Source organism: Desulfovibrio desulfuricans (genome assembly GCF_024460775.1).
In the GTDB taxonomy this organism is placed as follows: domain Bacteria; phylum Desulfobacterota; class Desulfovibrionia; order Desulfovibrionales; family Desulfovibrionaceae; genus Desulfovibrio; species Desulfovibrio desulfuricans_E.
Map to the genome: position 1 here is coordinate 92,230 of NZ_JANFYZ010000007.1, position 20,830 is coordinate 113,059.

At 52.4% G+C, this 20,830-nt stretch carries 20 protein-coding genes; 12 read left to right on the forward strand and 8 right to left on the reverse strand.

What is annotated here, in order from left to right; genetic code table 11:
- Positions 1 to 51: 51 nt before the first annotated feature.
- Entirely contained in the window at positions 52 to 1,515 is a 1,464-nt protein-coding gene (locus NE637_RS10190; RefSeq protein ID WP_227119447.1) for a bacteriohemerythrin, read from the reverse strand.
- A 118-nt stretch (positions 1,516 to 1,633) separates the two neighbouring features.
- Here NE637_RS10190 and NE637_RS10195 point away from each other — a divergent pair, with 118 nt between their 5' ends.
- Positions 1,634 to 1,891 carry a hypothetical protein gene (locus NE637_RS10195; RefSeq protein ID WP_227119446.1) on the forward strand — a complete coding sequence of 86 codons (258 nt, stop codon included), beginning with the start codon at positions 1,634 to 1,636 and terminating at the stop codon, positions 1,889 to 1,891.
- 531 nt (positions 1,892 to 2,422) lie between these two features.
- Here the strand turns inward: NE637_RS10195 and NE637_RS10200 are convergent.
- Complete coding sequence (locus NE637_RS10200) at positions 2,423 to 4,297, reverse strand: ATP-binding cassette domain-containing protein (protein WP_227119449.1); 1,875 nt, start codon at positions 4,295 to 4,297, stop codon at positions 2,423 to 2,425.
- 310 nt (positions 4,298 to 4,607) lie between these two features.
- On the opposite strand from NE637_RS10200, the gene NE637_RS10205 reads away from it, so the two are divergent.
- A complete protein-coding gene (locus NE637_RS10205) occupies positions 4,608 to 5,375 on the forward strand; it encodes a dienelactone hydrolase family protein (protein WP_227119445.1) in 768 nt (255 codons plus the stop codon).
- Between the two features lie 252 nt (positions 5,376 to 5,627).
- On the opposite strand, the gene NE637_RS10210 is transcribed toward NE637_RS10205, so the two are convergent.
- Positions 5,628 to 6,185 carry a class I SAM-dependent methyltransferase gene (locus tag NE637_RS10210; protein ID WP_227119444.1) on the reverse strand — a complete coding sequence of 186 codons (558 nt, stop codon included), beginning with the start codon at positions 6,183 to 6,185 and terminating at the stop codon, positions 5,628 to 5,630.
- A 344-nt stretch (positions 6,186 to 6,529) separates the two neighbouring features.
- Between NE637_RS10210 and NE637_RS10215 the strand changes: the two genes are divergently transcribed.
- A complete protein-coding gene (locus NE637_RS10215; RefSeq protein WP_227119443.1) occupies positions 6,530 to 7,891 on the forward strand; it encodes a reverse transcriptase domain-containing protein in 1,362 nt (453 codons plus the stop codon).
- Between the two features lie 173 nt (positions 7,892 to 8,064).
- Positions 8,065 to 8,664: an SLATT domain-containing protein gene (locus tag NE637_RS10220; protein ID WP_227119442.1), complete on the forward strand. Its 600-nt coding sequence runs from the start codon at positions 8,065 to 8,067 to the stop codon at positions 8,662 to 8,664.
- A 191-nt stretch (positions 8,665 to 8,855) separates the two neighbouring features.
- Here NE637_RS10220 and NE637_RS10225 read toward each other — a convergent pair whose 3' ends face one another.
- Both NE637_RS10225 and NE637_RS10230 read right to left on the reverse strand, forming a co-directional pair.
- Positions 8,856 to 9,161: a HigA family addiction module antitoxin gene (locus NE637_RS10225; protein WP_227119441.1), complete on the reverse strand. Its 306-nt coding sequence runs from the start codon at positions 9,159 to 9,161 to the stop codon at positions 8,856 to 8,858.
- A 101-nt stretch (positions 9,162 to 9,262) separates the two neighbouring features.
- Positions 9,263 to 9,415: a type II toxin-antitoxin system RelE/ParE family toxin gene (locus NE637_RS10230; RefSeq protein WP_227119440.1), complete on the reverse strand. Its 153-nt coding sequence runs from the start codon at positions 9,413 to 9,415 to the stop codon at positions 9,263 to 9,265.
- Positions 9,416 to 9,803: 388 nt separating this feature from the next.
- Between NE637_RS10230 and NE637_RS10235 the strand changes: the two genes are divergently transcribed.
- The 3 genes from NE637_RS10235 (at position 9,804) to NE637_RS10245 (ending at position 13,492) form a co-directional block, all read left to right on the forward strand.
- Entirely contained in the window at positions 9,804 to 11,003 is a 1,200-nt protein-coding gene (locus NE637_RS10235) for an iron-containing alcohol dehydrogenase (RefSeq protein WP_227119439.1), read from the forward strand.
- Positions 11,004 to 12,039: 1,036 nt separating this feature from the next.
- Positions 12,040 to 12,351 carry a helix-turn-helix domain-containing protein gene (locus tag NE637_RS10240; protein ID WP_227119438.1) on the forward strand — a complete coding sequence of 104 codons (312 nt, stop codon included), beginning with the start codon at positions 12,040 to 12,042 and terminating at the stop codon, positions 12,349 to 12,351.
- Positions 12,341 to 13,492 (forward strand): type II toxin-antitoxin system HipA family toxin, encoded by a 1,152-nt coding sequence (locus NE637_RS10245; RefSeq protein ID WP_227119437.1) that lies wholly within the window; start codon positions 12,341 to 12,343, stop codon positions 13,490 to 13,492. Before NE637_RS10240 ends, NE637_RS10245 begins: the two co-directional genes overlap by 11 nt.
- Before the next feature lie 151 nt (positions 13,493 to 13,643).
- Here the strand turns inward: NE637_RS10245 and NE637_RS10250 are convergent, their stop codons facing one another.
- The 3 genes from NE637_RS10250 to NE637_RS10260 form a co-directional block, all read right to left on the reverse strand.
- On the reverse strand, positions 13,644 to 13,811 hold the full coding sequence (locus NE637_RS10250; RefSeq protein ID WP_227119436.1) for an Arm DNA-binding domain-containing protein: 168 nt from the start codon (positions 13,809 to 13,811) through the stop codon (positions 13,644 to 13,646).
- Positions 13,812 to 14,190: 379 nt separating this feature from the next.
- The gene (locus tag NE637_RS10255) at positions 14,191 to 15,219 is read right to left on the reverse strand and encodes a tyrosine-type recombinase/integrase (RefSeq protein ID WP_227119435.1); all 1,029 of its coding nucleotides are present in this window, start codon (positions 15,217 to 15,219) and stop codon (positions 14,191 to 14,193) included.
- 256 nt (positions 15,220 to 15,475) lie between these two features.
- A complete protein-coding gene (locus tag NE637_RS10260) occupies positions 15,476 to 15,745 on the reverse strand; it encodes a hypothetical protein (RefSeq protein ID WP_227119434.1) in 270 nt (89 codons plus the stop codon).
- A gap of 78 nt (positions 15,746 to 15,823) precedes the next feature.
- Between NE637_RS10260 and NE637_RS10265 the strand changes: the two genes are divergently transcribed.
- The 5 genes from NE637_RS10265 to NE637_RS10285 all read left to right on the forward strand — a co-directional run bounded on the left by NE637_RS10265 (position 15,824) and on the right by NE637_RS10285 (position 20,596).
- Positions 15,824 to 16,156, forward strand: a complete 333-nt coding sequence (locus NE637_RS10265; RefSeq protein WP_227119433.1) for a hypothetical protein — start codon at positions 15,824 to 15,826, stop codon at positions 16,154 to 16,156.
- Between the two features lie 13 nt (positions 16,157 to 16,169).
- Complete coding sequence (locus tag NE637_RS10270; RefSeq protein ID WP_227119432.1) at positions 16,170 to 16,664, forward strand: phage regulatory CII family protein; 495 nt, start codon at positions 16,170 to 16,172, stop codon at positions 16,662 to 16,664.
- Positions 16,654 to 19,548, forward strand: coding sequence for a toprim domain-containing protein (locus NE637_RS10275; RefSeq protein ID WP_227119431.1), 2,895 nt, complete (start codon positions 16,654 to 16,656; stop codon positions 19,546 to 19,548). Before NE637_RS10270 ends, NE637_RS10275 begins: the two co-directional genes overlap by 11 nt.
- Before the next feature lie 10 nt (positions 19,549 to 19,558).
- The gene (locus NE637_RS10280) at positions 19,559 to 19,981 is read left to right on the forward strand and encodes a hypothetical protein (protein ID WP_227119430.1); all 423 of its coding nucleotides are present in this window, start codon (positions 19,559 to 19,561) and stop codon (positions 19,979 to 19,981) included.
- Positions 19,982 to 20,059: 78 nt separating this feature from the next.
- Positions 20,060 to 20,596, forward strand: coding sequence for a BRO-N domain-containing protein (locus tag NE637_RS10285; protein ID WP_227119429.1), 537 nt, complete (start codon positions 20,060 to 20,062; stop codon positions 20,594 to 20,596).
- Positions 20,597 to 20,830 lie beyond the last annotated feature (234 nt).

A 20,830-nucleotide genomic window follows, 5' to 3' on the forward strand; every position in this document is an offset into this window, starting at 1 on the left:
GGTAGACCATACTCCGGCTCTTTTTACAAATATCAGAGTTTGCTTTTCAGGTCACTGCACGCCCTTGCCATTAAGAAATGGGCCGTAGCGTTTATCCGTTCCCATGATATGGCCCACGAGCCACTCTTTCAAAAAACGCATGATTTCCATGGTGACCTTGGCGCGACCATTTTTAAGTTCCTGCTCAAAGGCCAGAACTTTTTCTACCAGATCACGGTGCGCTTTTTTGTGTGCAGGCGCTTCTGCGTAGCCATAGCGGTCAAAAAGCTCTTCTTCCGTGGCAAAATGCTTTACCGTGTATTGCTTCAACCTGTCCAGCACGCCTGCCAGCACCTCTTCTGAGCGGCGTTGCCGCATGGCGGAATTAAGCTCATTGATAAGGGCCACAAGCGCCTTGTGCTGCTCGTCAATCTTTGCAATTCCCACAGAAAGATCGTTTGTCCAGCATATAAGCTGATCGGAATCTACAACGCCGCCAAGATTTCCTTGCCCCATGGCGCTGACGATGGCGTCCAGTTCTTCTGCCTGACCAGATATTTCCACGAGCACACGGATGGAATTATTGACGTGCTCCGCCGTTTCTTTTGCAATGGTGTTGACTTCAGCCGCACCTCTGCGAACATCTTCACTCGCTGCGGTCTGTGCCTGACTGGACGCCGCGATGGCAGAAACTTCGTTGGCGGCCTGCTGAACAAATCCCGCAATCCTGTCCACATCTTCGGCGGCCTGTTCTGCGGCGCTAGCGCTTGTAACAATATCTTGTGCGGCGGCATCTACAGCCTGAACATTTTCGCGCGCCTTGGCCTGAATATTTCTCAATGACTCGCCGACCTCGCTGGTGGCCTTCATTGTCTTTTCCGCAAGCTTCCGCACTTCGTCGGCGACCACGGCGAATCCGCGGCCGGCTTCGCCTGCCCTGGCGGCCTCAATGGCGGCGTTCAGGGCCAACAGGTTTGTTTGATCCGCGATGTCGGAAATAACTCCAAGCACAGCTCCAATGCCCTCGGCCTGTTGCCCAAGATTGGCCATGGTTTCCTTGAGCAGCAGAATGCGCTCTTTAACCTGATCAATAGAAAGAACTGCCGAGCGCACCCCTTGCGCGCCCGACACAGCCCCCTGCTGCGCCAAAGCAGCGTCATCCGCAGCTTTAACGGTATTGAGCGCTATACTCTGAATGGCGGAATTAATCTGTTCTATGGCCTGCGAGGCTTCCTGCATTCTCTCCCGCTGATGCACCACATCGCGGTCCACATTCTCCATGTTTTGACCAAGTTCGCGGATACCGGAAAAAATACTCGAGGATGCAGTGGCTGCTTTTTGCGAGGCGGTGCGCATGTCATTGAGCAGTTGCCGCACCTGCGCTTCCGCAGCGCGGCTTTCCTGCAATGCAAGCTCGCTGTCTGCCGCGAGCCGGTGCGCTTCGTCGCCTTTATGCCGGGCATCTTTAAGCGCCTGATCCAGCGAGGCAACCATAGTGCAAATACTTTCGCGCAGGTCTGAATATTCTTTGGGCATGGAACACGCTGGGTATGCTGCGGGGCGGCCACTGGCGATCTCTTGTGCGTAATTACGTATGCTGCGTAAAGGAAGTATCAGCTGCCTATAGACCGTCCATATTAAAAAAAGACCAGCCGTGGCCGCCAATAAAAATAATGCGCCGTGTATTATAAACGATGCATTAGAAATAACGCCATATGTGAATGATGCTGCGCCACCGCACATCAGCACGGCAGCAGAAGAAAATAACCGGAATGAGAGGCTTGTTCCTGATGCAATAGCCATGACAGATCCCCTGATGTCGTCGATTGTCGATTTTCAGGAAGCAAAAACGGTTCCGATAAAAATGCTGGCTAAACAACTCAACGGGAATATTAACAACTTTTGTATATAATTATACAAGTTAAATGAAACTGTCACTAAAGAAATACGGTAGCTTCCTATCTTTTAAATCGATGTCAAAGAGCCTACCCATTCTTGAGTAGTCTGTATAATAAAATCAAAAAAAGTCGCTAGAGATTCACCGCCCCATCCATTGACCATAGCACCTGCCTTGTTTGAGACATAACGGATGCATTAAATTTTTTATTAGCTGAAAAAATAATTTTTTTGGAAATAAACAAAATAATCACTGTTATACTGAACAAAACAATGAGTATTAAAACTTCTCACTACAGCAACAAAGGAAAGCATGCGCGCTTCAAGGTCAAACGTGTTCCATGATAGTCACGTGTGACATAAAGTCGCATATGACCGGGCGGCGGTATTCACATAGCAAACGCAGGATTGCGGAAGCTGCACTCCGGTAAGAGTGCAGAATGGCGCGGGGGGAGGGGGAAGGCTGCTTAACTCAAAAAAAGGACGGGTGCCGCATGTACGGCATGACACCATACATGCGGGCTGACGCTGACAGGGGGAGTTTGCTCTACCCTGCCAGTTCACCAAGCTCTTGCAGGCGCTGCTCCGCAAATTCCCAGCGCAGCAGCAGTTCGGTCTGCTCTGTTTCCAGCGCCACCAGCCGGTCTGTGGTTTTGGCAAAAGCTTCTGGATCTCGAGCGAACAGCTCAGGATCGGCAAGGGTTGCCTCCAGAGTTTTCTGCTCCTGCTCCAGGGCGTCCATGCGCTCGGGCAGGGCTTCCAGCTCCTTGCCCAGTTGTTCAAATTCCCGCTGTTCCTTAAAGCTGCGTTTGCGGGGCTTGTCCGAGGCGAGGCGCTGGCTTGTACGGGCGGTTTTTTCTTCCGGCTTGCGCTCCTGCGCAGGGGTCGAGCGCTGACGCAGCCAGTCGGTATACGCGCCAACATACTCGTGCGCCATGCCGTCGCCTTCCAGCGCGATGACGCTGGTGACAAGATTATCCAGAAAACTGCGGTCGTGGCTGACCACAAGCACGGTGCCGGAATAATCCGCAATCAGCTCTTCCAGCAGGTCAAGGGTTTCCGCATCCAGATCGTTGGTGGGTTCGTCCAGCACCAGCACGTTGGATGGCCGGGTAAAGAGCTTTGCCAGCAGCAGGCGGTTGCGCTCGCCGCCGGAGAGCACCTTGACCGGCAGGCGCAAGCGGTCGGGAGTGAAGAGAAAATCCTGTAAATATCCTGCCACATGGCGCGTGCTGCCGCCTACCGTGACCACGTCGTTGCCCTCGGCAACGCTGTGCATGACGCTGGCTTCCGGATCGAGCGTTTCGCGCAACTGATCGAAATAGCTGATTTCCAGATTGGTACCCAGGCGCACCTCGCCTTCTGTGGGCTGCTGCTCGCCCAGCAACACGCGGATAAGAGATGTTTTGCCCGTGCCGTTTTCGCCTATCAGGCCCACGCGGTCGCCGCGCTGAATGATTGTGGAAAAATTGCGGATAAGGGGCGGCTGACCGGAATAGCCGACTGAAATATTGTCGGCCTCAATAACCAGCTTGCCCGAGCGCCCGGCCTCCTGCGCGGCCATACGCACGTTGCCCTGCCTGTCGCGCCGTTCGGCGCGCTCGGCCCGCAGGGCCACAAGAGCACGCACCCGGCCCATGTTGCGCGTGCGGCGGGCCTTGATGCCCTGACGAATCCACACTTCCTCCTGCGCAAGCTTTTTGTCTTGCAGCGCAAAGGCGCGCTCCTCGGCGGCAAGGCGTTCCTCGCGCCGCTCGGGGTAACGGTCGAACCCGCAGGAATAGTTGTGCAGCTTGCCCCGGTCGATCTCCACAACACGTGTGGCAAGGCGCTTGGCAAAGGCCCTGTCGTGGCTGACAAAAATCAGTGTGCGGGCCTTGCGCAGCAAAAAATCTTCCAGCCAGGTGATGGTGGCGATGTCCAGGTGGTTGGTGGGTTCGTCCAGAATGAGGTCTTCAGAGCAGATCAGCGCCCGCGCCAAAGCCACGCGCCGCTTGGTGCCGCCAGAGAGCGAGGTAAAATCCGCATCGGGATCCAGCCCCAGATGATTGATGACGGCAAGCACATCGCCGTAGCGCTCCCAGCCGCTGCTCAGCTCAAGGCTGTGCTCGGCCCCGGCATGGGCTGCGGCAAGGGCCGTGCCCTCCTCGCCCAGAACCTCCGCCACCAGAGAAAAAACCGTGCCGCGCCAGCGTTCCGGCACATCCTGCGGCATCTGGCCTATGAGCGTGCCGGGGCGGATAATCATGCCGGAATTGGGCTGCATCTGCCCGCCGAGCAGCGCCAGCAGCGATGACTTGCCCGCGCCGTTGCGACCCACGAGACAAAGCCTGTCGCCCACTTCAACCGAAAAATCCGCAGAATCCAGTAGCGGCTTGCCGCCGAGGTTCAGGGTAACGCCCTGCATGCTCAAAAATGCCAAAATATTCTCCAACACGGTGATATGATTCTGCCCAGGGCTGTAGTTGCTCTGGGTTGTGCCTGCCCTGCGATGGTGCGTTGTGCGATCCGCAAACCGGGTGACCAGCGCTGCGCGCAAAAAAAAACGCGGCACCTGCGCCCTGCAGAGGCGTATCATTACCCCAGCGGCGAAACTGACGCAACGGGCCGCTGACAAGCCTGTGCGTGACGCATCCGCACAACACGGATGCAAAGGTGGTCTTGTCTTACCCGCACAAAGCGAGTAGCCGAAAGCATTGACGGAATTTCACTCATCACCCAAGGGCGGGAATATGCGGAGCGCAAAAATCTTTTGCTGGTGTTTTCTCTTTGTGTTTTTTGGCGGATTTGGCCGCGCCCTTGCAGGCGATATTCAGGTTCACGAGGGCACGCAAACAACATCCCAGGGCCCAGTTGTGGTTAAGGCCTTTCTTGCCGCCGGGCAAGCGCCGCACCCGGCTATCATTGTGCTGCACGGCAGCCAGGGGTTGGATAAATTTCGGGCATTTTATGAGCGCAACGCCACACAATTCGCCCGCGCTGGTTTTGATGCCTATGTGCTGGATTATTATAATGAACAGGATGTCGCATGCTCCAAAACTGTGGAAACGCGACGCGCAAATTTTTCAAAACGTATAGGCGCGTGGTCGCAGATGGTCGGCGATGTTGTGACAGGCGTGCTTGCGCAGGAGCAGAAGGCCCGCCCCGTTGGCATCGTGGGTTTTTCTCAGGGGGGATATCTGGGAACATCCGTTGCCAGCAAGGATACAAGAATCGCGGCGCTGGTTGTGTATTACGGCGGCATCCCCGCCCTGCGCAGGCCTGACGGCAAGCACCCCATTACCCACATGCCGCCCTTGCTGGAACTGCACGGCGATGCGGATACCGTTGTGCCCATGGAAAGAGGCAAGGAACTGGTGGAACTGACCCGCAGCCTTGGGCAAACCGCTGAGATGGTCATCTACCCCGGCGCAGGACACGGCTTTAACCGCTCTGCCGCCACAGACGCGGAGCAGCGGGCGCTGGAGTTTTTTCAGCGGGTGTTGATGGACAAGAGGTAAAGGGAGCCCAATAGTTAGTGTCCGTGGGATGCCAGATAACTACCAGAAGGAATTTTCACCTAAAGAGCCTGCCGCCAAATGTTAACCCCTTGGCGGTGGTTATTGAATCTGCGGTTATGCCGGGATCTGTTCGGAGGCATGAGGCCAAGGCCAGTAGGCAACTCTGGGCATTCTGACACATCTTATATTTTTCATGCAACAGGGCACGATGAACATGATGGGAAACTTGAAAAAATGATTCGTATTTGCTGATTAGATTTTTTTTGCAGTGCCGTAGCGAAAAACGCCGCGTTCCGAGATAATCAGTTCAGAAAAACTGCTTTGCCTCAAAATTTCGTCTGTACGGCGATTGAGGTTGCATCCATCGGCAATCCGTGTCCATGAGCTGTTGGCAAAGTCAACAAATTTCCCGGCCCGCGCTCCCTTGGGCCGCACATGCTCTATAAAGATAAACAGGCCGCCCGGCTTGAGCACCCGCTGTATTTCACTCATGCTTTTTTCAATATCCGCAGTGCAAAAAAGCAGCGTGGCGACCACCGTGTCAAACTGCCCTTCTGCAAAAGGCATTTCCTCAACATTGCCCCGAAAAAAAGTAAAATTCTTCCCGGCCCGCCGTTCAAGCTCCGGTGATGACTGGCGATCCACCCCGGTCAGGCTGCGTATCTTTGCAGGATTATAATATCGGAGGTTAACTCCGGTCCCTATCCCGGCTTCAAGCACATCGCCATATGCGCGGGGGATTATTGCTGAACGCATTTTCTTCAATACCCACGCTTCTAAAGGCATCATGGCGATGTCGTATATGTTCATGTCCGATTCCATTTGTTGTGCGGAGGGTGGGATTCAAATCACCATACAATATACCGATATAAAATATAATTTTAATTTTAAATTTGAGCAATATCCGGTTCTGTATCCAAAAAAACTAACTCCATAAATTTCTTTCAAATATTTTCACCATAACTTTGAACACGAGAGCAATGGAGAATATTACTCTGCTGGCGACTAACGCGCATCGTCTGGGAACCACGTTGCTCCTACGAGGAAGACAGGTAATTCCATAAAGGCGTTCAAAAATTAAAATTGATCTTGTCATGTGGCCAAAAAAAGAATAGTGGATAAAGAAATAACATAAAATCACACCAACAATATCTATGAATGAATTAGAACAATTATTTGAAATGAATTTTATTTCAGACATTTATGAAACTAAAATTCGTAACAAGTCTGGACGCGGCATTGATCGAATGTCAGTCATAGACTTTGACAGAAAAAAGGAAGTACACTTTAGCACTATTGCAAGGAAATGCTGCTCTGGCACCTATAAATTTTCTCTTTATCTCCAGCGCCTAATTCTCAAAGGCCCGCATAGCAAACCCCGTTCCATATCGATCCCAACTGTCAGATATAAAATTGTATTAAAAATTCTAAATATAATTCTCCAAAATTATTTTCCGGACTGTGTCAAACGCGAACTTCCCAATGTTAAAGTTCGTAATCTTGCCTCACAAATTTCTTCCCATGATAACGCATTATATTTGCACAGACTAGATATCAAATCATACTATGACAATATAAACATCGAAAAACTTTGTTCTATTCTTACTGGAAGTAACATACCTCCAGCGATACTAGCACTTATACGAGGAGCAATTACGACACAAAGCGTTCAATCTGGACATCACAAAAGTGACTTACACAATATCATTCCAACAAACGGAGTTCCGCAGGGCCTTCCAATATCAAACATGCTAGCAGAAATATATCTAAGAAATATTGATACTGAATTAAAAGCCAAATTTGAATATTATGATAGATATGTCGACGACATTGTTATTCTATCTAAGACCAAAGACAATATAGACAAATACTGCGAAGCAGTGTTTTCTGACATTGACCTAGAACTAAATACTGAAAAAACTAAATATTTCTGCCAAGATTCTCCCGTACAATTTTTGGGCTATACACTTTTGCAAAATGAAATCACCGTCAAGGCAACAACTCTCGAGAAGCATTTACGATCAATCTCAATGATGTTTGCAAGACTTAAAAAAACTCTATCCCTAGAAAAAAAAAGAAAACGGAAAATTGGAGTCGGGATAATAAAATCTGCTTTTGTAGAAGATTTGAATGTCAAGATTGCCGGAGCCAAATATCAAAACAAGAGATATGGTTGGCTTCAATATTTTTCTGAAATCACAGATACTCAGATCCCGTACCTAATTGACAATTTTGTTCGCACACAATTCCAAAAAAGCCCCGTATTTAGCACGATACCACCTGATCTAAAGCATGCATCCCGGGCTTTTTATGAATTAAAATTTAGCGGAAAAAGCACTACGTACTTGCATAATTATGAAGAGGTCGACACACAAAAAAAACGAGACTGGCTTACCAAGAGAGGTCTAGCCCCGGGCACATTTACAGGCCCAAATATTGACCAACTCTACGCCTACCACGTTGGACGCTTCTTAAGTCAGATCGAAAGGGATATGGGGCTTGACTATAAAATTTGAGGAAGGGGGGCCGCACTGCGGACCTGCTCCCGTTGAAGGGCGCGGCTATTCTAACCTACTCGTTTAATTACAGCTACCAGAGAAAGATTCTTTCACTGGCAAGAACCCCAATGCAATTGGGCGTCTGCACTTTGTACTTATCCCCCTTCCTCAATTAACGCAAGGCATTAGACATGAAAGACATGATTGAAAACCTAAAAAAATCAACTTGGACAACTCTAAAAAGCAGATTTATCGCTGCTGAACGATGCAGAAAGAAACATAACGTTCTTGTTTTTTCAATTTCATTTTTATCTATCACACAAGTTATTATTGCCATATTGGATAGTTGCAAATTTACCATACCAGCACTAAACATTGACAACACTAATTCAAATTACGCGACACTGTTAATGGCTATTATGGTTCTTGTAATTGCAAACCAAGATTCACTAAGCAAACTTTTAGCAAATGCTGATAATTACCATCGATGTGCAAATCAAATTTTATATTTATCAAAAAGGCTTGAAAAAATTCCTTCTGAAATGACGCCTGAAGATATTCAGGCAGTAGATCAAATATCAAAAGAGTACAGTTCAATCCTTGAGCGTTTCGACCTCAACCATTTACCTAATGACTACAGAATGGTAATGTTCGAACACCCAAACGATTTTACGCTTTCTTTTATAGAACGCTGTCGCATATATATTGCGTACATTTCAGACATTTACCTTCTTCCACTAATTTATTGTTCGACTCCTTTCTGTATTTTTCTTATTTCAAAACACACATAGCTGTTACCAGAGGTACATATCATTATTTGTATTAGTTAAAAAAAATTACGCCATAAAAAGAACGGGATCCAAGACCTCATGCATTGAGTATGGTTTGGTCACCATAACATCATAATTTTGGCTCCTAGAAACCGCGCAAACAATTTCAAGTAGATCATCTCTGTCTATAATATGCATTGATGATAAAAAAATTACCGCACCGCTCTAGCCTGCTGTAACATGCTGTAAGGAACAATCCTCTCCATATCCGTTTGCTTCTGAGCATCCATCGAATCTGCTTCGTACTGCGCCTGCAAGTTGACCCACAAATTGAGGTCAGTTTCAAAAAACTTTGCAAGCCGCAGAGCCGTATCAACAGAAATGCCCCGCTTCTCGTTAATAATCTCATGCACTCGCGAAGCGATAATCCGCAACTCCAGCGCAAGCGTGGAGGCCGTAAGACCAAGGGGGGCCATATATTCTTCGCGCAATATTTCGCCGGGGTGAATAGCAATCATAAAACATCTCCTAACCATGCGTGGTGTTTCGCTGTTCTTTGCCAGTAGCTTTGCCGCTAGTGATAATCCACCACTTCCATATCATATGCGCTTCCATCTTCCTACCGAAAGCATATGCGCCATTGCATGTTAATGGCAATTCTGAATTGTCCATCCCGATCTCCCGTCAATTTTTCCAGCCTGTTGCCTGAAGGAATTCGGAGCGAATTGAGCTGGCCTGTCGCATGCAGATTGCGCAGGTCGCCTGTGTTCACGTGTCGCTAACGGGCAATGCGCGCGCCAATTTTATTCGCCTCGGCCCGATGCAACATCCTCTTTGCCACCTCGTTTCCCTGACCTCTGATTGCTGCGTGCCGCGCTCTCAGTAAAAAGGAATATTTGTGCAAGATATCGAATCATGGATTAAAAAAAATATTGTTGTTCAATCAATCAATCTTATCTAAAATGTAATAAAACACTTGTAAATTTAATATTGAACAAAAAACAATGTATTATGTAAAAAATTAGAACAAAGAATTGAGCAATTGTTGCTATTTTCTTGATTTGTCAATCGATGAAGCATATCTTTACTCACAGAACATACCTTAATCCATGCATGACAATTAAAACTAAAGTGGTCATGTATAACCAAAGGAGTCACGAATGAGTACGGAGCTTAAGAGGATGCATATGGGACAGATCACCTCCTTTTTTATTCCCAACGTCACTCTCGTCGGCGAGGGGTGTTCCAAAGAAATTCCTGATCGTCTGAAAAATATTGGCGGCGTCAAACCCTTGCTTGTTACCGACCCAGGCATTGTCAACGCCGGCATACTCAAGCAGATCACCGACATCCTTGATGCTGCAAAAATGAAGTACGCCATATATGACAAGACCGTTCCAAACCCCACCGACAACAACGTTGCTGAGGCCTTTGGTGTATATAAAAAAGAAAAATGCGACAGTATCATTACGCTTGGCGGCGGCAGTTCGCACGACTGCGGCAAAGGCGTGGGTTTTCTTGCAAGCAACGGTGGCAAAATTCACGATTATGAAGGCGTGGACAAGTCCAAAAATCCCTTCCCGCCCTATGTAGCTGTCAACACCACGGCGGGCACGGCTTCGGAAATGACCCGTTTTTGCGTCATCACCGACACTTCCCGCAAGGTCAAAATGGCAATTGGCGACTGGCGCTGCACCCCCAGCGTGGCCATTGACGACCCGTTGCTGATGATGGGCATGCCTCCGGCACTGACCGCTGCTACGGGCATGGACGCACTGACCCATGCCGTGGAGGCCTATGTTTCCATTGCGGCGACCCCCATGACCGACGCCTGCGCTGAAAAATCCATGGAATACGTCAACCGTTATCTACGTCGTGCAGTGGCCAACGGCCGGGACAAAGAAGCCCGCGAGGGCATGTGTTACGCGCAGTATCTGGCTGGCATGGCCTTCAACAACGCAAGCCTGGGGTATGTGCATGCCATGGCGCACCAGCTTGGGGGCTTTTATGACCTGCCCCACGGCGAATGCAACGCCATCCTGCTGCCGCATGTGTGCGAATACAATCGTATTTCCAGCCGACGCCGTTTTGGCCGCATTGCTCAGCTACTGGGCGAGCTGACGCAGGGCATCAGCGCCGATGAAGCCTCGCGCAAGGCCATTACCGCCATTAACATCCTGTCCAGGGACGTGGGCATTCCCGAGGGCTTGGTTGCCCTGGGCAAAAAGTACGGCAAGAATGTGCGCGAAGCCGATATCCCCACTATGACCGCCAATGCCCAAAAGGATGTCTGCTGCTTTACCAACCCCCGCACCATGACCGATGCGGACGTGGCTGCCGTGTACAAGGCGGCCATGTAATAACGGGCTGAATACCGGTATTGCCGACTTGGGCCGTTGCGCAGCGCAACGGGCAACACGGCGCTATCCGAAAGATGCAGTGTAAAAACCGGCGCGAAATATCCACGCCGGTTTTTTGTAGGCAGCCGTACAATATTTTACGTTATTAATCTACTGTATTTTTTATATTCACCAGTGCAGCTATTGAAAGGCCGGTTTGCCAGCTTGCGAAGAGCTGGTGTATAACATTACTTCCCTATTGATGGTATAATTATGCATAATTGTATTTCTTGTGCATTACACTTTTGTATTGCTGACTTGTATTGATATGGATTCTCTATAAGTTTAATGAAAAATTATACCTGTGATTGCTTTGTGTTAAGTACAGCACCGACTTGGCCGCACAAAAAACGAATGTAATAAAAAAATAAATATTATTGACTTTTTTTATTTTTGCCTTGCAGATGCACCATTGCATATTTATGGCGATGCAGAGCTGAATTGTCCGTCACGATCTCCCTTCAACTTTTCCAGCCTGTTGCCTGAAGGGATTCTGAGCGAATTGAGCTGACCTGTTGCATGCAGAATACGCAGCATGCGCAATCCATTTCGCTACACGGTATCCAGAGGCGGGAAATTGCCAGAGGTAAAAAGCTCTTCCGTCTCTTCATTTTTGAAGCTCATAATTATCTGAACCGCACCCTCATGAATGCCTGTAGCGAACAGCCTGAACATCTTTAACAGCGTTCTCTGCGCGAATACGCTAAACGTATTCGTTAAACAAAAATATGCCCGATTGGGCTTGCTGTCGATATTGACTAGACGAGGAAAGACAGTGTTTACGCCTTTCTCGCCGTTTTCCGGCATTACCCCATACGCGCCCGTGCTGACTCAAAACCTCAACGGGTTATTCCATTTCTTGGTGAGCTTCGGCCCCGATCTAGCTCGGCAGGGCTGGTGTTGATGTTAGAGCGCGAGTTCACCTCCCCCCCCACCAATCAATTGCTATCATCTCATATTTTAGCTATTATACTAAAAAATTAAGTTAAGAGCTATTATGTTAGACGATATCTTAAAAACTCCGCAGGAAATCCGGCTCGGCATCGCCGCCAAGGCGCAGGCCAAACGTCTTGCGCTCAATATGAGCCAGAAAGATTTGGCGGCCCGCAGCGGCGTTTCCCTTGGCTCTGTGAAGCGCTTTGAAACAACAGGGGAAATCTCGCTCGCGTCCCTGCTGGCTATCGCCCTGATTCTTAACGATCTTGAAGCCTTTTCCGGTTTGTTCAACCCACCGCGAACAGAAAACCTGTTCAAGCCGCAATCCCCAGCACCCCGCAAGCGGGCAGGGAGAAAACGCCATGAATCTTGACGTGCATCTGCATGCATACGGCGTACGGCGCCATGTGGGAAAGCTCGCCGCACACAGCAACACAATTCTGTTTCAGTACGCGCCAGAATTTCTTGATTCGGGCATCAACATTTCGCCGTTCAGGCTTCCGCTCAGCCCAGAGGTCAAGGAAGACCCCAAACGCACCTTTGACGGTCTGTTCGGCGTGTTCAACGACAGCCTTCCCGATGGCTGGGGGCTGCTTTTGCTGGACAGGGCATTACGAAAAAAAGGCTCATCGCTCTATGCCTGTCTGCCCTTGCAGCGCCTTGCCATGGTGGGTGCCCACGGCATGGGCGCGCTGGAGTACACCCCGGCGGTGGAACAGGCAGGAGAAGCCGTTTCTGTGGCGGAACTGGATGCTCTGGCAGAGGAATCGCTGCGGGTTCTGCGCGATGCGCCGGTGGATGCGGGGCAACTGGACAAGCTTATTCAGCTCAACGGCTCATCCGCAGGGGCCAGACCCAAAATTCTGGTCAACGTTGCCGATGATTACCGCATTGTGCCGCAGGGGGCGGGGGAACCCCAAGGAACCCCCTGGATCATCAAATTTCGCTCCGCGCACGAACCGCCAAACACCGGGCTGACGGAATACGCATATTCCCTGGCGGCCAGAGAAGCCGGGCTGGATATGCCGGAAACGCACCTGTTTCCGTCGGCAACCTCGCCGGGATATTTCGGCGTCCAACGCTTTGACAGGGTGCATGGCCAAAAGGTGCATGTGCACACCGCCTGCGGCCTGCTGCACGCATCGCACCGCGAACCCTCGCTCACCTATGAAAGCCTGCTGCGCCTGACTCTGCTGCTCACCAAAGACATACGCGAAGTGCTAAAAATGGTGCGGCTCATGGTGTTCAACGTGCGCTCCGGCAACAAGGACGACCATTCCAAAAACTTTTCCTTTCTGCTGGATGCGGGCAACCAGTGGCGCATGGCCCCGGTTTATGACCTTACGCCGTCAGAGGGCATTAACGGTGAACAGACCTGCATGGTCAACAACAAGGGCAAGGATATAACCGAAAAGGATTTTCTGGCGGCCGCCGCAACTGTGGATGTAGACGCCCGGACAGTGCGCGAAATTATACAGCAGGTGGACGCGGCTTTGGCCGGGGTGAAAAAGTAAGGTGCTCAAATGTGCTGGAGGAGGCCGCCTGAGTGACAAATGGGAATTTCCGCAAGCAGCCTGAGAACTGCTCATAAAGGAAACGCCAGAAAAAAATATCCAGTTTGATATCTGATTTTCACAGCGCGAAATCAAACCACCAAACGCGTCACTATTCACCGAGGGAAAGACGATTTTCCTTGGAGTCGATCCAGTAACGGAGACGCCAATACTTTTTGCCAGAAGGCTTTATCTCCAGATAAAGCCCATCTGCGTCTTTGAGGGTATAAATTTTCTCGCGGGGCTTGGCCTTTTTGATGGCCATATCGCTTAGAGCCATAAGCGTTCCCTCCCTAGACCGGACATCTTTTGGACATAGGAAACGCCAAAATAAAAAATGTCCGGCGCAGTATCCGGTTTACGCTTGGCTTTGAGCGTTTTTTACCGGACATCGTCGGACAAAGTAAAACTCCGAATTCGGCTGCTGTCAACGACTAGCGGACGAATTCGGAGTTCCTTGAATCATCATATGGCGGAGAGGGTGGGATTCGAACCCACGTAGGAGCTATTAACCCCTAACTCGATTTCGAGTCTAACCATACACTTTTCGAACACAAAAAAACATGCTGCTAATACAGCGTGTTATAAAAACAACCTCGGATAAACTCGGATAAACTCGATTTTCTTTCACGCCAAAAAGGCGGCAAAATCACGCCACATCACGAATTGCCATCACCATCCAAGAGCGCCGCAACCCCGCGATCTATCGACAATTCATGTAGGTACTTTTCTGTCGTACTCAAATTTTTGTGTCTCAGTGCCGCTTGAATCTGAAACGAAGTAATCACCCCACTGTCTTTTAACAGCGTTGCAAAATAATGCCGCATAGCATGGGCAGTAAAAGGGGGATGAATGCTGGCAGCCTTGCACAACTCCGGAAGCCAAAGCCGCACGGAGTTTTTTGTAAACTGTCGCCCGGCACGTCCCACAAAAACGAACTCCGGGTGCGCAGAAGGGAGCCCTTTCCTTGCTGCCAGGATTTCGCGCAGTATTTGCGGCATGGCAAGGATCCCCGGTTCAAGGTTGCCCCCCTTACGCTTGCGCGTCCAGTACGTGATTGTATTCCGCTGAAAATCAACATCATTCCAGCAGAGGCTGCACACTTCAGAAAGTCGCGCGCCCGTGTAGCGCAGGATGTCGAGAAAATCTTTTTGTTCCTGTGTTGCCACCTCCAGCACTGCGTCAATTTCCGCAGCAGTTGGCACCCGCCGCACAAATTTCTTCTCAGGGAATTTCTCGAATGGAATGAAAGGATTCTCGTGATAAAGGCGCTTTCGGATCGCCCAGTTCATAACCGCCCGCAGTTCCACCAGATCACGATTTGCGGCCTTTGGCCCCATCGCTTGTTTTCGTGCAACAAGATACCCGCTGATCTGCGCGGCCCGAAGGCGTTCAAGCTGAAAATCCCCACCTATAAAAGACAAGAATCGCCGCAATGCGGCGATCTTGTACTGAACGGTATTGTGCTGCCGGCGCTCTTTCATATCGTCAAGATACGCTGTCGCCAGACCCAAGAAGGCCGTACCTGTCGGCTCTTTCTTTTCTGCCAGAGTGAGCGCCCTTGCTTCCCACTTTTTTGCGTCTTGCTGATTTGTGAACCCCGACTTTGAGCCTATCCGTTCGCCGTTCTGGTAGACTTCCACTTTGAACCGCTTGCCGCTCTTGGTCATGTATGGAGTAATTGCCATTGTGCTGCTCTAAAAATTTGAGGACATCATCAGGGCGAAAGCGCGCACCACGGGCCGTGCGTCCGTTGCCGACAAAAAAATGAGGCCAGGTACGCCATACCTTCGCCAATGATGATACTTCGACCATCAAAAGTTCAGCCATTCCTGCCAGATCAGTAACCGCGGGCAATGTCGTGTCATCCTGCATGGCGTTCCTCCGTGCCTCCATGCTAGGAAGTTTTACCCCATCATGCAAGAAAAAATAGGAACTTTAACCCTAATCAACTAACCCTCGCTCTTTCGCCTGCCGCTCAAGATTCCAGATCATATTGGCAAAATCCTCGCCAAAGAACTTAGCAGCCGCATACGTTTCCGCCAGCGACATGCGCCGCGACTTCCCCTCTTTCGCCCTACATAACCGCCACGCTCGAACGGCATCGCCGTCCATCACGGCTCTGGCAAACTCGCTGTGAGACAAGCCTGACGCTGTTATCCGTTCTTCCAACAGGGCCACTACCGCGCGTTCAAATTTGTCGCCATCTTTCATGCGTTGACCATACCGGAATTTTAGCCCTAGGCAATTTGTGCGTTGACTTCCTAGGAACTTTGTGCCTATTTTCCACACATGAAAAACGCCACCCGAATCCACCTGTTCCGGCTGGTACGCACCTGCGGCACCTACAGTGACGTAGCCCGCTACCTTGGCATCACCCCGCGCTGGATGCGCCGCATCCGCTCCGGGGATATCCCCCAGCACAGCGCCCACAAAATCCGCCTGGCCGGGGTCAACCTTCAACTGCGCAGCCTGTTGTGCGAGCTGCGCCGCGCTGGCGTCGTCACCCCTGCCCACCTGCAAGAGGCCTGGGCGAATATCCGCGCCCAGGAGGCCGACACCGCGCAAGGCAACCATGACACAACACCCGAGCCGCTCGCCACCACAGTGACAAAAAGCGCGTAAAGGAACACATGCCATGCCTCAACTGCAAGATATTCCTGAAATAATCCCATTTCACAAAATGGAAGCGTCAGAGGCGTTCTCCCTGGCCGCGCGGGAAAGCGGCCTCCCATTCCCCGTGATCTGCAAGCGGATGTCCTGGAGCAAAACTTACGGGCGCCGCGTTTTCCGCAACGAAAAGTTCTACCCATCATTTGCAGATCTGCCCCGCTGGTGCGCGGTTGTCGGCAACACAATCGTGCTTCAGTGGGCGCTGGCCCGCGCCACCACCCACGGCCTGGAGGCCCAGTTCGACCACGTGGACTGCCAAGCCCTGCTGCTGCGCATCACAGGCATGTTTGCCGATGCCGGCACAGTGGCCGCCCGCACTCGCGAAGCAGTGGGCGACAACCTGCTTGAACCGCACGAACTGCGCTCCGTTGTCAAAGGTCTGGACGCACTCATTTCCGGCACCCTGGATCTACTGGGCGACCTGCGCCACGAGCTGAAGGAGGCGCAACGTGGGGCATGACATTCCAGCGTCCGAGATCGTCAACGCGCTGCTTGATTCGCGCCTGTATGACCTGCGGCGATCAGGCAACTACCTGCGCGGGGTCTGCCCCTCATGCGGGGAAAAGTCCCTCTTTGTGGGCACCCTGCACCCCTACGTGTTGCGCTGCACCCGCCTGAACAAGTGCGCGTTTGAGCAGACAGTGCGCGAGGCCCTGCCAGACTTTTTCGGCAACTTCGCCAAACGCTTCCCCCCCACGGCAGAAAACCGTGAGGCAACAGCAGACGCCTACCTGGCGCTAGACCGTGGCTTCGACCTGGGCAAGATCCGCGGCTGGTACGAGCAAGGCTCCTACCCCATCCACAACACAGACCAATACATCCCCACCGTGCGCTTTTACCTCGATGCCGCCCGCACCCGCTGGTGGGAGCGCCTTATCGGCCGCAAGGGCAACAACGGCAACAAGGCCAGCTTCGGCGGCAAGCGCAAGGACGACGGAACCCTCTACCGTGGCGATGCCTGGATGCCGCCCGGCATGACCATTGAAAAGCTCGACCGCGTCTTTCTGGTGGAGGGCATCTTCCACGCCATCGCGCTCTTTCTCGCCGGGTTCAAGGCCGTGGCCTGCTTCTCGTGCAACACCTTTCCCGAGGATTTCATCAAGGCCCATTCCGGCAAAAGCGTAAAGTGGACTGTGGCCATGGATGCCGACAATGCAGGCAGCCGATGGGCAAAGAAGCACTACCTGCGCCTGAAGCAAATGTGCGAACTGGCCAGCGTCTGTTTGCCGCCCAAGGGGCAAGACTGGGACGACCTCTGGCGGGCCGAGCACCTGACCGCCGCACTCATCTCCAAGGGCCTGTACAGCGGGCGGCTCATGGTGGCGGAGAGCGTGGAAGAAAAAGCCTTCCACTACTACGTTCATAACCGCAGCAACAAGTTTTTGCTCGACTTCAAAAACGCGCTCTACTGGATTGAGCTTGGCGAGGACTTCCGCACCGAGGTCTACACCGCCGTAAACGCCCAGGCAGAAAAGGACGCCGAAAACCGCGCCGCCGAAGCCAAGGCCCAAAGGGCAAAAGAGGCTGCCAAGCAAAAAGCCGAGCAGGAAAAAGCCGCTGCCGCACCAGCGCCAGAAGCCACCCCCGCCGATGCTTCCACGTCAGAGCAATCACCAGGCCAGCCCGTTCAGCCGCAACAACCCGAGGTGAAGGACACGCCGGACGACCCTGAAGGGCAAATACTCATGACGCCTGAAGGGCGCCAGATATTCAACCGCCACTGCGGCGTCGACCAGATATCCAACGTGCTGCCGCGCTGCCTGTACATCACCAAAGATCCCATCATGGACGAGATCCGCTACCAGTTCCAGATTGCCTACGCCAACGGCACCCCGGACGAAATCATTCCGCTGGAGGGTTCGGCCATCAACAGCCCGGTGGACTTCAACAAGGCGCTGCTCAACCGCAGCCTTGGCGGCACGTTTGACGGCAACGCCGGGCATTTCAAAATTTTGCGCAAAGGCTGGCTCAACCGCCGTCTGGTCACGGTTTCTGCCCTGCCCTTTGTGGGCTACGACCCGGCCACCAAGGCCTATATCTTCAAGGATAACGCCTGGCACTGCGGCCGGCGCTTGGCAGCCAACGACCAGGGCTATTTTGAAATCAACCGCCAGGGCGTCAAAACAACTCTGGCCAGCGTGAACATCACGACAGAGGGCGACTTCAAGCCAGACTGGCTGCCCAATTTCGTCAAGGCCTTCCACTGGCAGGGGTTGGCCTTGCTGGCTTTCTTTGCCGGTTCGCTCTTTGTGCAGCAGATCCGCAGCCGTGATAAATCTTTTCCGCTTCTGGAGTTTACGGGCGACCCCGGCGCGGGCAAATCCACTGCGCTTGAGTTCTGCTGGAAGCTTGTTGGCCGCGACGATTATGAAGGTTTCGACCTGCTCAAATCCACGGCCGCAGGTCGCCGCCGTGCCTTCAGCCAGGTCAGCAACCTGCCCGTGGTCATTATTGAATCTGACCGCGACGATGGCCAGAAAGACTCCCGCCAGAAGCAGTTCGGCTTCGATGAAGTAAAGCCCTTCTTCAACGGCCGCGGCACAGGCACCCTGGGCGTTTCCCGCCGCGGCAACGAAACGGACGAGAGCGTGTTCCAGGCCTCGCTTATCATTTCGCAGAATGCCGAGGTGGAAGGCAGCGAGGCGCTCCTGCAACGTATCGTCCACTGCCATGCGGACAAAAAACACCACGCCCAGGGCACACGCGATCTTGCCCGCTGGTTTGAGCGCCAGACCGTGGCCACCGTGGGCGGCTTTCTCAACCGGGCGCTGACCCGTGAGCGCGATTTTCTGGAGGCCTACGCCCAGGCCTACGCCAAGTACGAAACAATGCTCACCGGCGCGGATCTGCACAACGAGCGCATCATCAAAAACCACGCCCAGGTGGCAGCCTGCGGCGATGCCTTGGGCGTTATCTTTGGCGACGCCATGACGCAGGAGCTTAAGACGGGCCTCGCCTGCTACCTCACCGGCCGCGCCAGGGCGCGGGAAAAACGCCTTGCCAACGACCACCCGCTGGTCGAGCAGTTTTGGGACATCTACGAATACATCACCATCAAGATCACGGCCAGCCTGCGCAACGACAAAGGCGACCAAGAGCCACTCAACCATGCCCGCACCACCGATGGCCGTATCGCCATCAACCTCAACCAGCTCATGGAAGAGTGCCGCACCTGGGGCCAGCCCGTGCCGGATATGGCCACGCTCAAAAAGCTGCTGCCCATGTGCCGCCGGCACAAGTACATGGGCAACATGCCTATCAACAGCCGCATCACGGGCAAGACCATGCGCTGCTGGGTCTTCAGCCGTGCTGGCGGATACGCCGCAACCACAGAAGATTTTTAGGGGAGGAATCATGCTCATGCACACAGGCTCACGCACCCGTAAACTCTACATCTGCACGACCACCCGCAACCTTGCGGCCTACCGCCAGTTGCAGCAGGCCCTGGAGCTTGCCCCGTATGAGGTGCAGGACTGGACGCGCTTTCTGCCCGAGCCCGGGGCAAACATCGACCAGCGCAAAAATGAGGATCCCCACGGCGCTGCCTTTTTCTTTTGCAGCCGCGCCCTGGGCGGCGCTGATCTGGTTGTGTACCTCGGGCCGTCTGGCTGCGATGCCTCGGCAGAACTGGGCATTGCCTGGGCCGCAGGTGTGCCCGTGTGGGGCGTTGCCGGGCCACATGAAAAACCCGGCGTGATGATCAAGGGCTGCGTGGCCAGATGGTTCCCCACCTTGGACGCGCTGATCGAGGAGCTTACCCGCTGGCGCGGGTGGTAAAAAAGCAGAACGGCCCCGATGCGCGAGGCCGTTCCAATGTATGGTAACCAAACTAACTAACCAGCAGGAGTCTACGTTATGAGCACCTTCATGTCATTCATTTTTGATGAGGCCCAAGTCCGTATCCACCAAGACGAGAAAGGCATGCTCTGGTTTGTGGCCAAAGACGTATGCGACATCCTGGGCATCGCCAATGCCTCAGACTCTGTCGCAACACTCGACGAAGATGAGAGAGGTTCTATAGCTATTACCGATGGAACCTCCCCCCTCGGCGGCAACCCGAACATGCTCATTGTGTCCGAATCCGGCCTCTATGCGCTCATCTTCCGCTCACGCAAGCCGGAGGCCAAAAGCTTCCGCAAATGGGTTACGTCTGAGGTTCTGCCCTCCATCCGCAAAACAGGCAGCTACGAGCTGCGCATGAACATGGATGAGGTGAAGCAGCTTGTGCGCTTGCCGGAACCCTACAAGCGCGACGCCTTCCGCCGCCTGCTGGCCCAGGCTGGCAAGCACGGAGACAAAAGCGAAGGCACGCGCCTGATGCTCAACGTATGCTGCATCTTTGCCGCTGCTGAATCTGGCGCACCCATACAACAGGCGCATATGACCTTCTAGCCATACCCACCAAGGGCTGCATCATGCAGCCTTATGCCCCGCGCTGGTTCACCCTCCCGGCGCGGGGCTTTTTTATCCCTAGGCAGGCATAACACCAAAACAGCACAACAAGCTGAAAACTTTGGCTAATACCTCTAAACCCGGCCCTTTTGAAAAAATAAGCTCAAAATATTTTCGGGGGCATCGGAAAGGCGTAATAAGTGTAATCTCATTATATTTCAGTATATTAAAGTG

What these genes read in the sequence shown, in the direction of transcription:
- NE637_RS10190 (WP_227119447.1), bottom strand. Translation starts at nt 1,515, where the DNA reads ATGCCCAAAGAATATTCAGACCTGCGCGAAAGTATTTGCACTATGGTT.
- NE637_RS10205 (WP_227119445.1), top strand. Translation starts at nt 4,608, where the DNA reads ATGCGGAGCGCAAAAATCTTTTGCTGGTGTTTTCTCTTTGTGTTTTTT.
- NE637_RS10210 (WP_227119444.1), bottom strand. Translation starts at nt 6,185, where the DNA reads ATGAACATATACGACATCGCCATGATGCCTTTAGAAGCGTGGGTATTG.
- NE637_RS10215 (WP_227119443.1), top strand. Translation starts at nt 6,530, where the DNA reads ATGAATGAATTAGAACAATTATTTGAAATGAATTTTATTTCAGACATT.
- NE637_RS10220 (WP_227119442.1), top strand. Translation starts at nt 8,065, where the DNA reads ATGAAAGACATGATTGAAAACCTAAAAAAATCAACTTGGACAACTCTA.
- NE637_RS10225 (WP_227119441.1), bottom strand. Translation starts at nt 9,161, where the DNA reads ATGATTGCTATTCACCCCGGCGAAATATTGCGCGAAGAATATATGGCC.
- NE637_RS10235 (WP_227119439.1), top strand. Translation starts at nt 9,804, where the DNA reads ATGAGTACGGAGCTTAAGAGGATGCATATGGGACAGATCACCTCCTTT.
- NE637_RS10240 (WP_227119438.1), top strand. Translation starts at nt 12,040, where the DNA reads ATGTTAGACGATATCTTAAAAACTCCGCAGGAAATCCGGCTCGGCATC.
- NE637_RS10245 (WP_227119437.1), top strand. Translation starts at nt 12,341, where the DNA reads ATGAATCTTGACGTGCATCTGCATGCATACGGCGTACGGCGCCATGTG.
- NE637_RS10250 (WP_227119436.1), bottom strand. Translation starts at nt 13,811, where the DNA reads ATGGCTCTAAGCGATATGGCCATCAAAAAGGCCAAGCCCCGCGAGAAA.
- NE637_RS10255 (WP_227119435.1), bottom strand. Translation starts at nt 15,219, where the DNA reads ATGGCAATTACTCCATACATGACCAAGAGCGGCAAGCGGTTCAAAGTG.
- NE637_RS10260 (WP_227119434.1), bottom strand. Translation starts at nt 15,745, where the DNA reads ATGAAAGATGGCGACAAATTTGAACGCGCGGTAGTGGCCCTGTTGGAA.
- NE637_RS10265 (WP_227119433.1), top strand. Translation starts at nt 15,824, where the DNA reads ATGAAAAACGCCACCCGAATCCACCTGTTCCGGCTGGTACGCACCTGC.
- NE637_RS10270 (WP_227119432.1), top strand. Translation starts at nt 16,170, where the DNA reads ATGCCTCAACTGCAAGATATTCCTGAAATAATCCCATTTCACAAAATG.
- NE637_RS10280 (WP_227119430.1), top strand. Translation starts at nt 19,559, where the DNA reads ATGCTCATGCACACAGGCTCACGCACCCGTAAACTCTACATCTGCACG.
- NE637_RS10285 (WP_227119429.1), top strand. Translation starts at nt 20,060, where the DNA reads ATGAGCACCTTCATGTCATTCATTTTTGATGAGGCCCAAGTCCGTATC.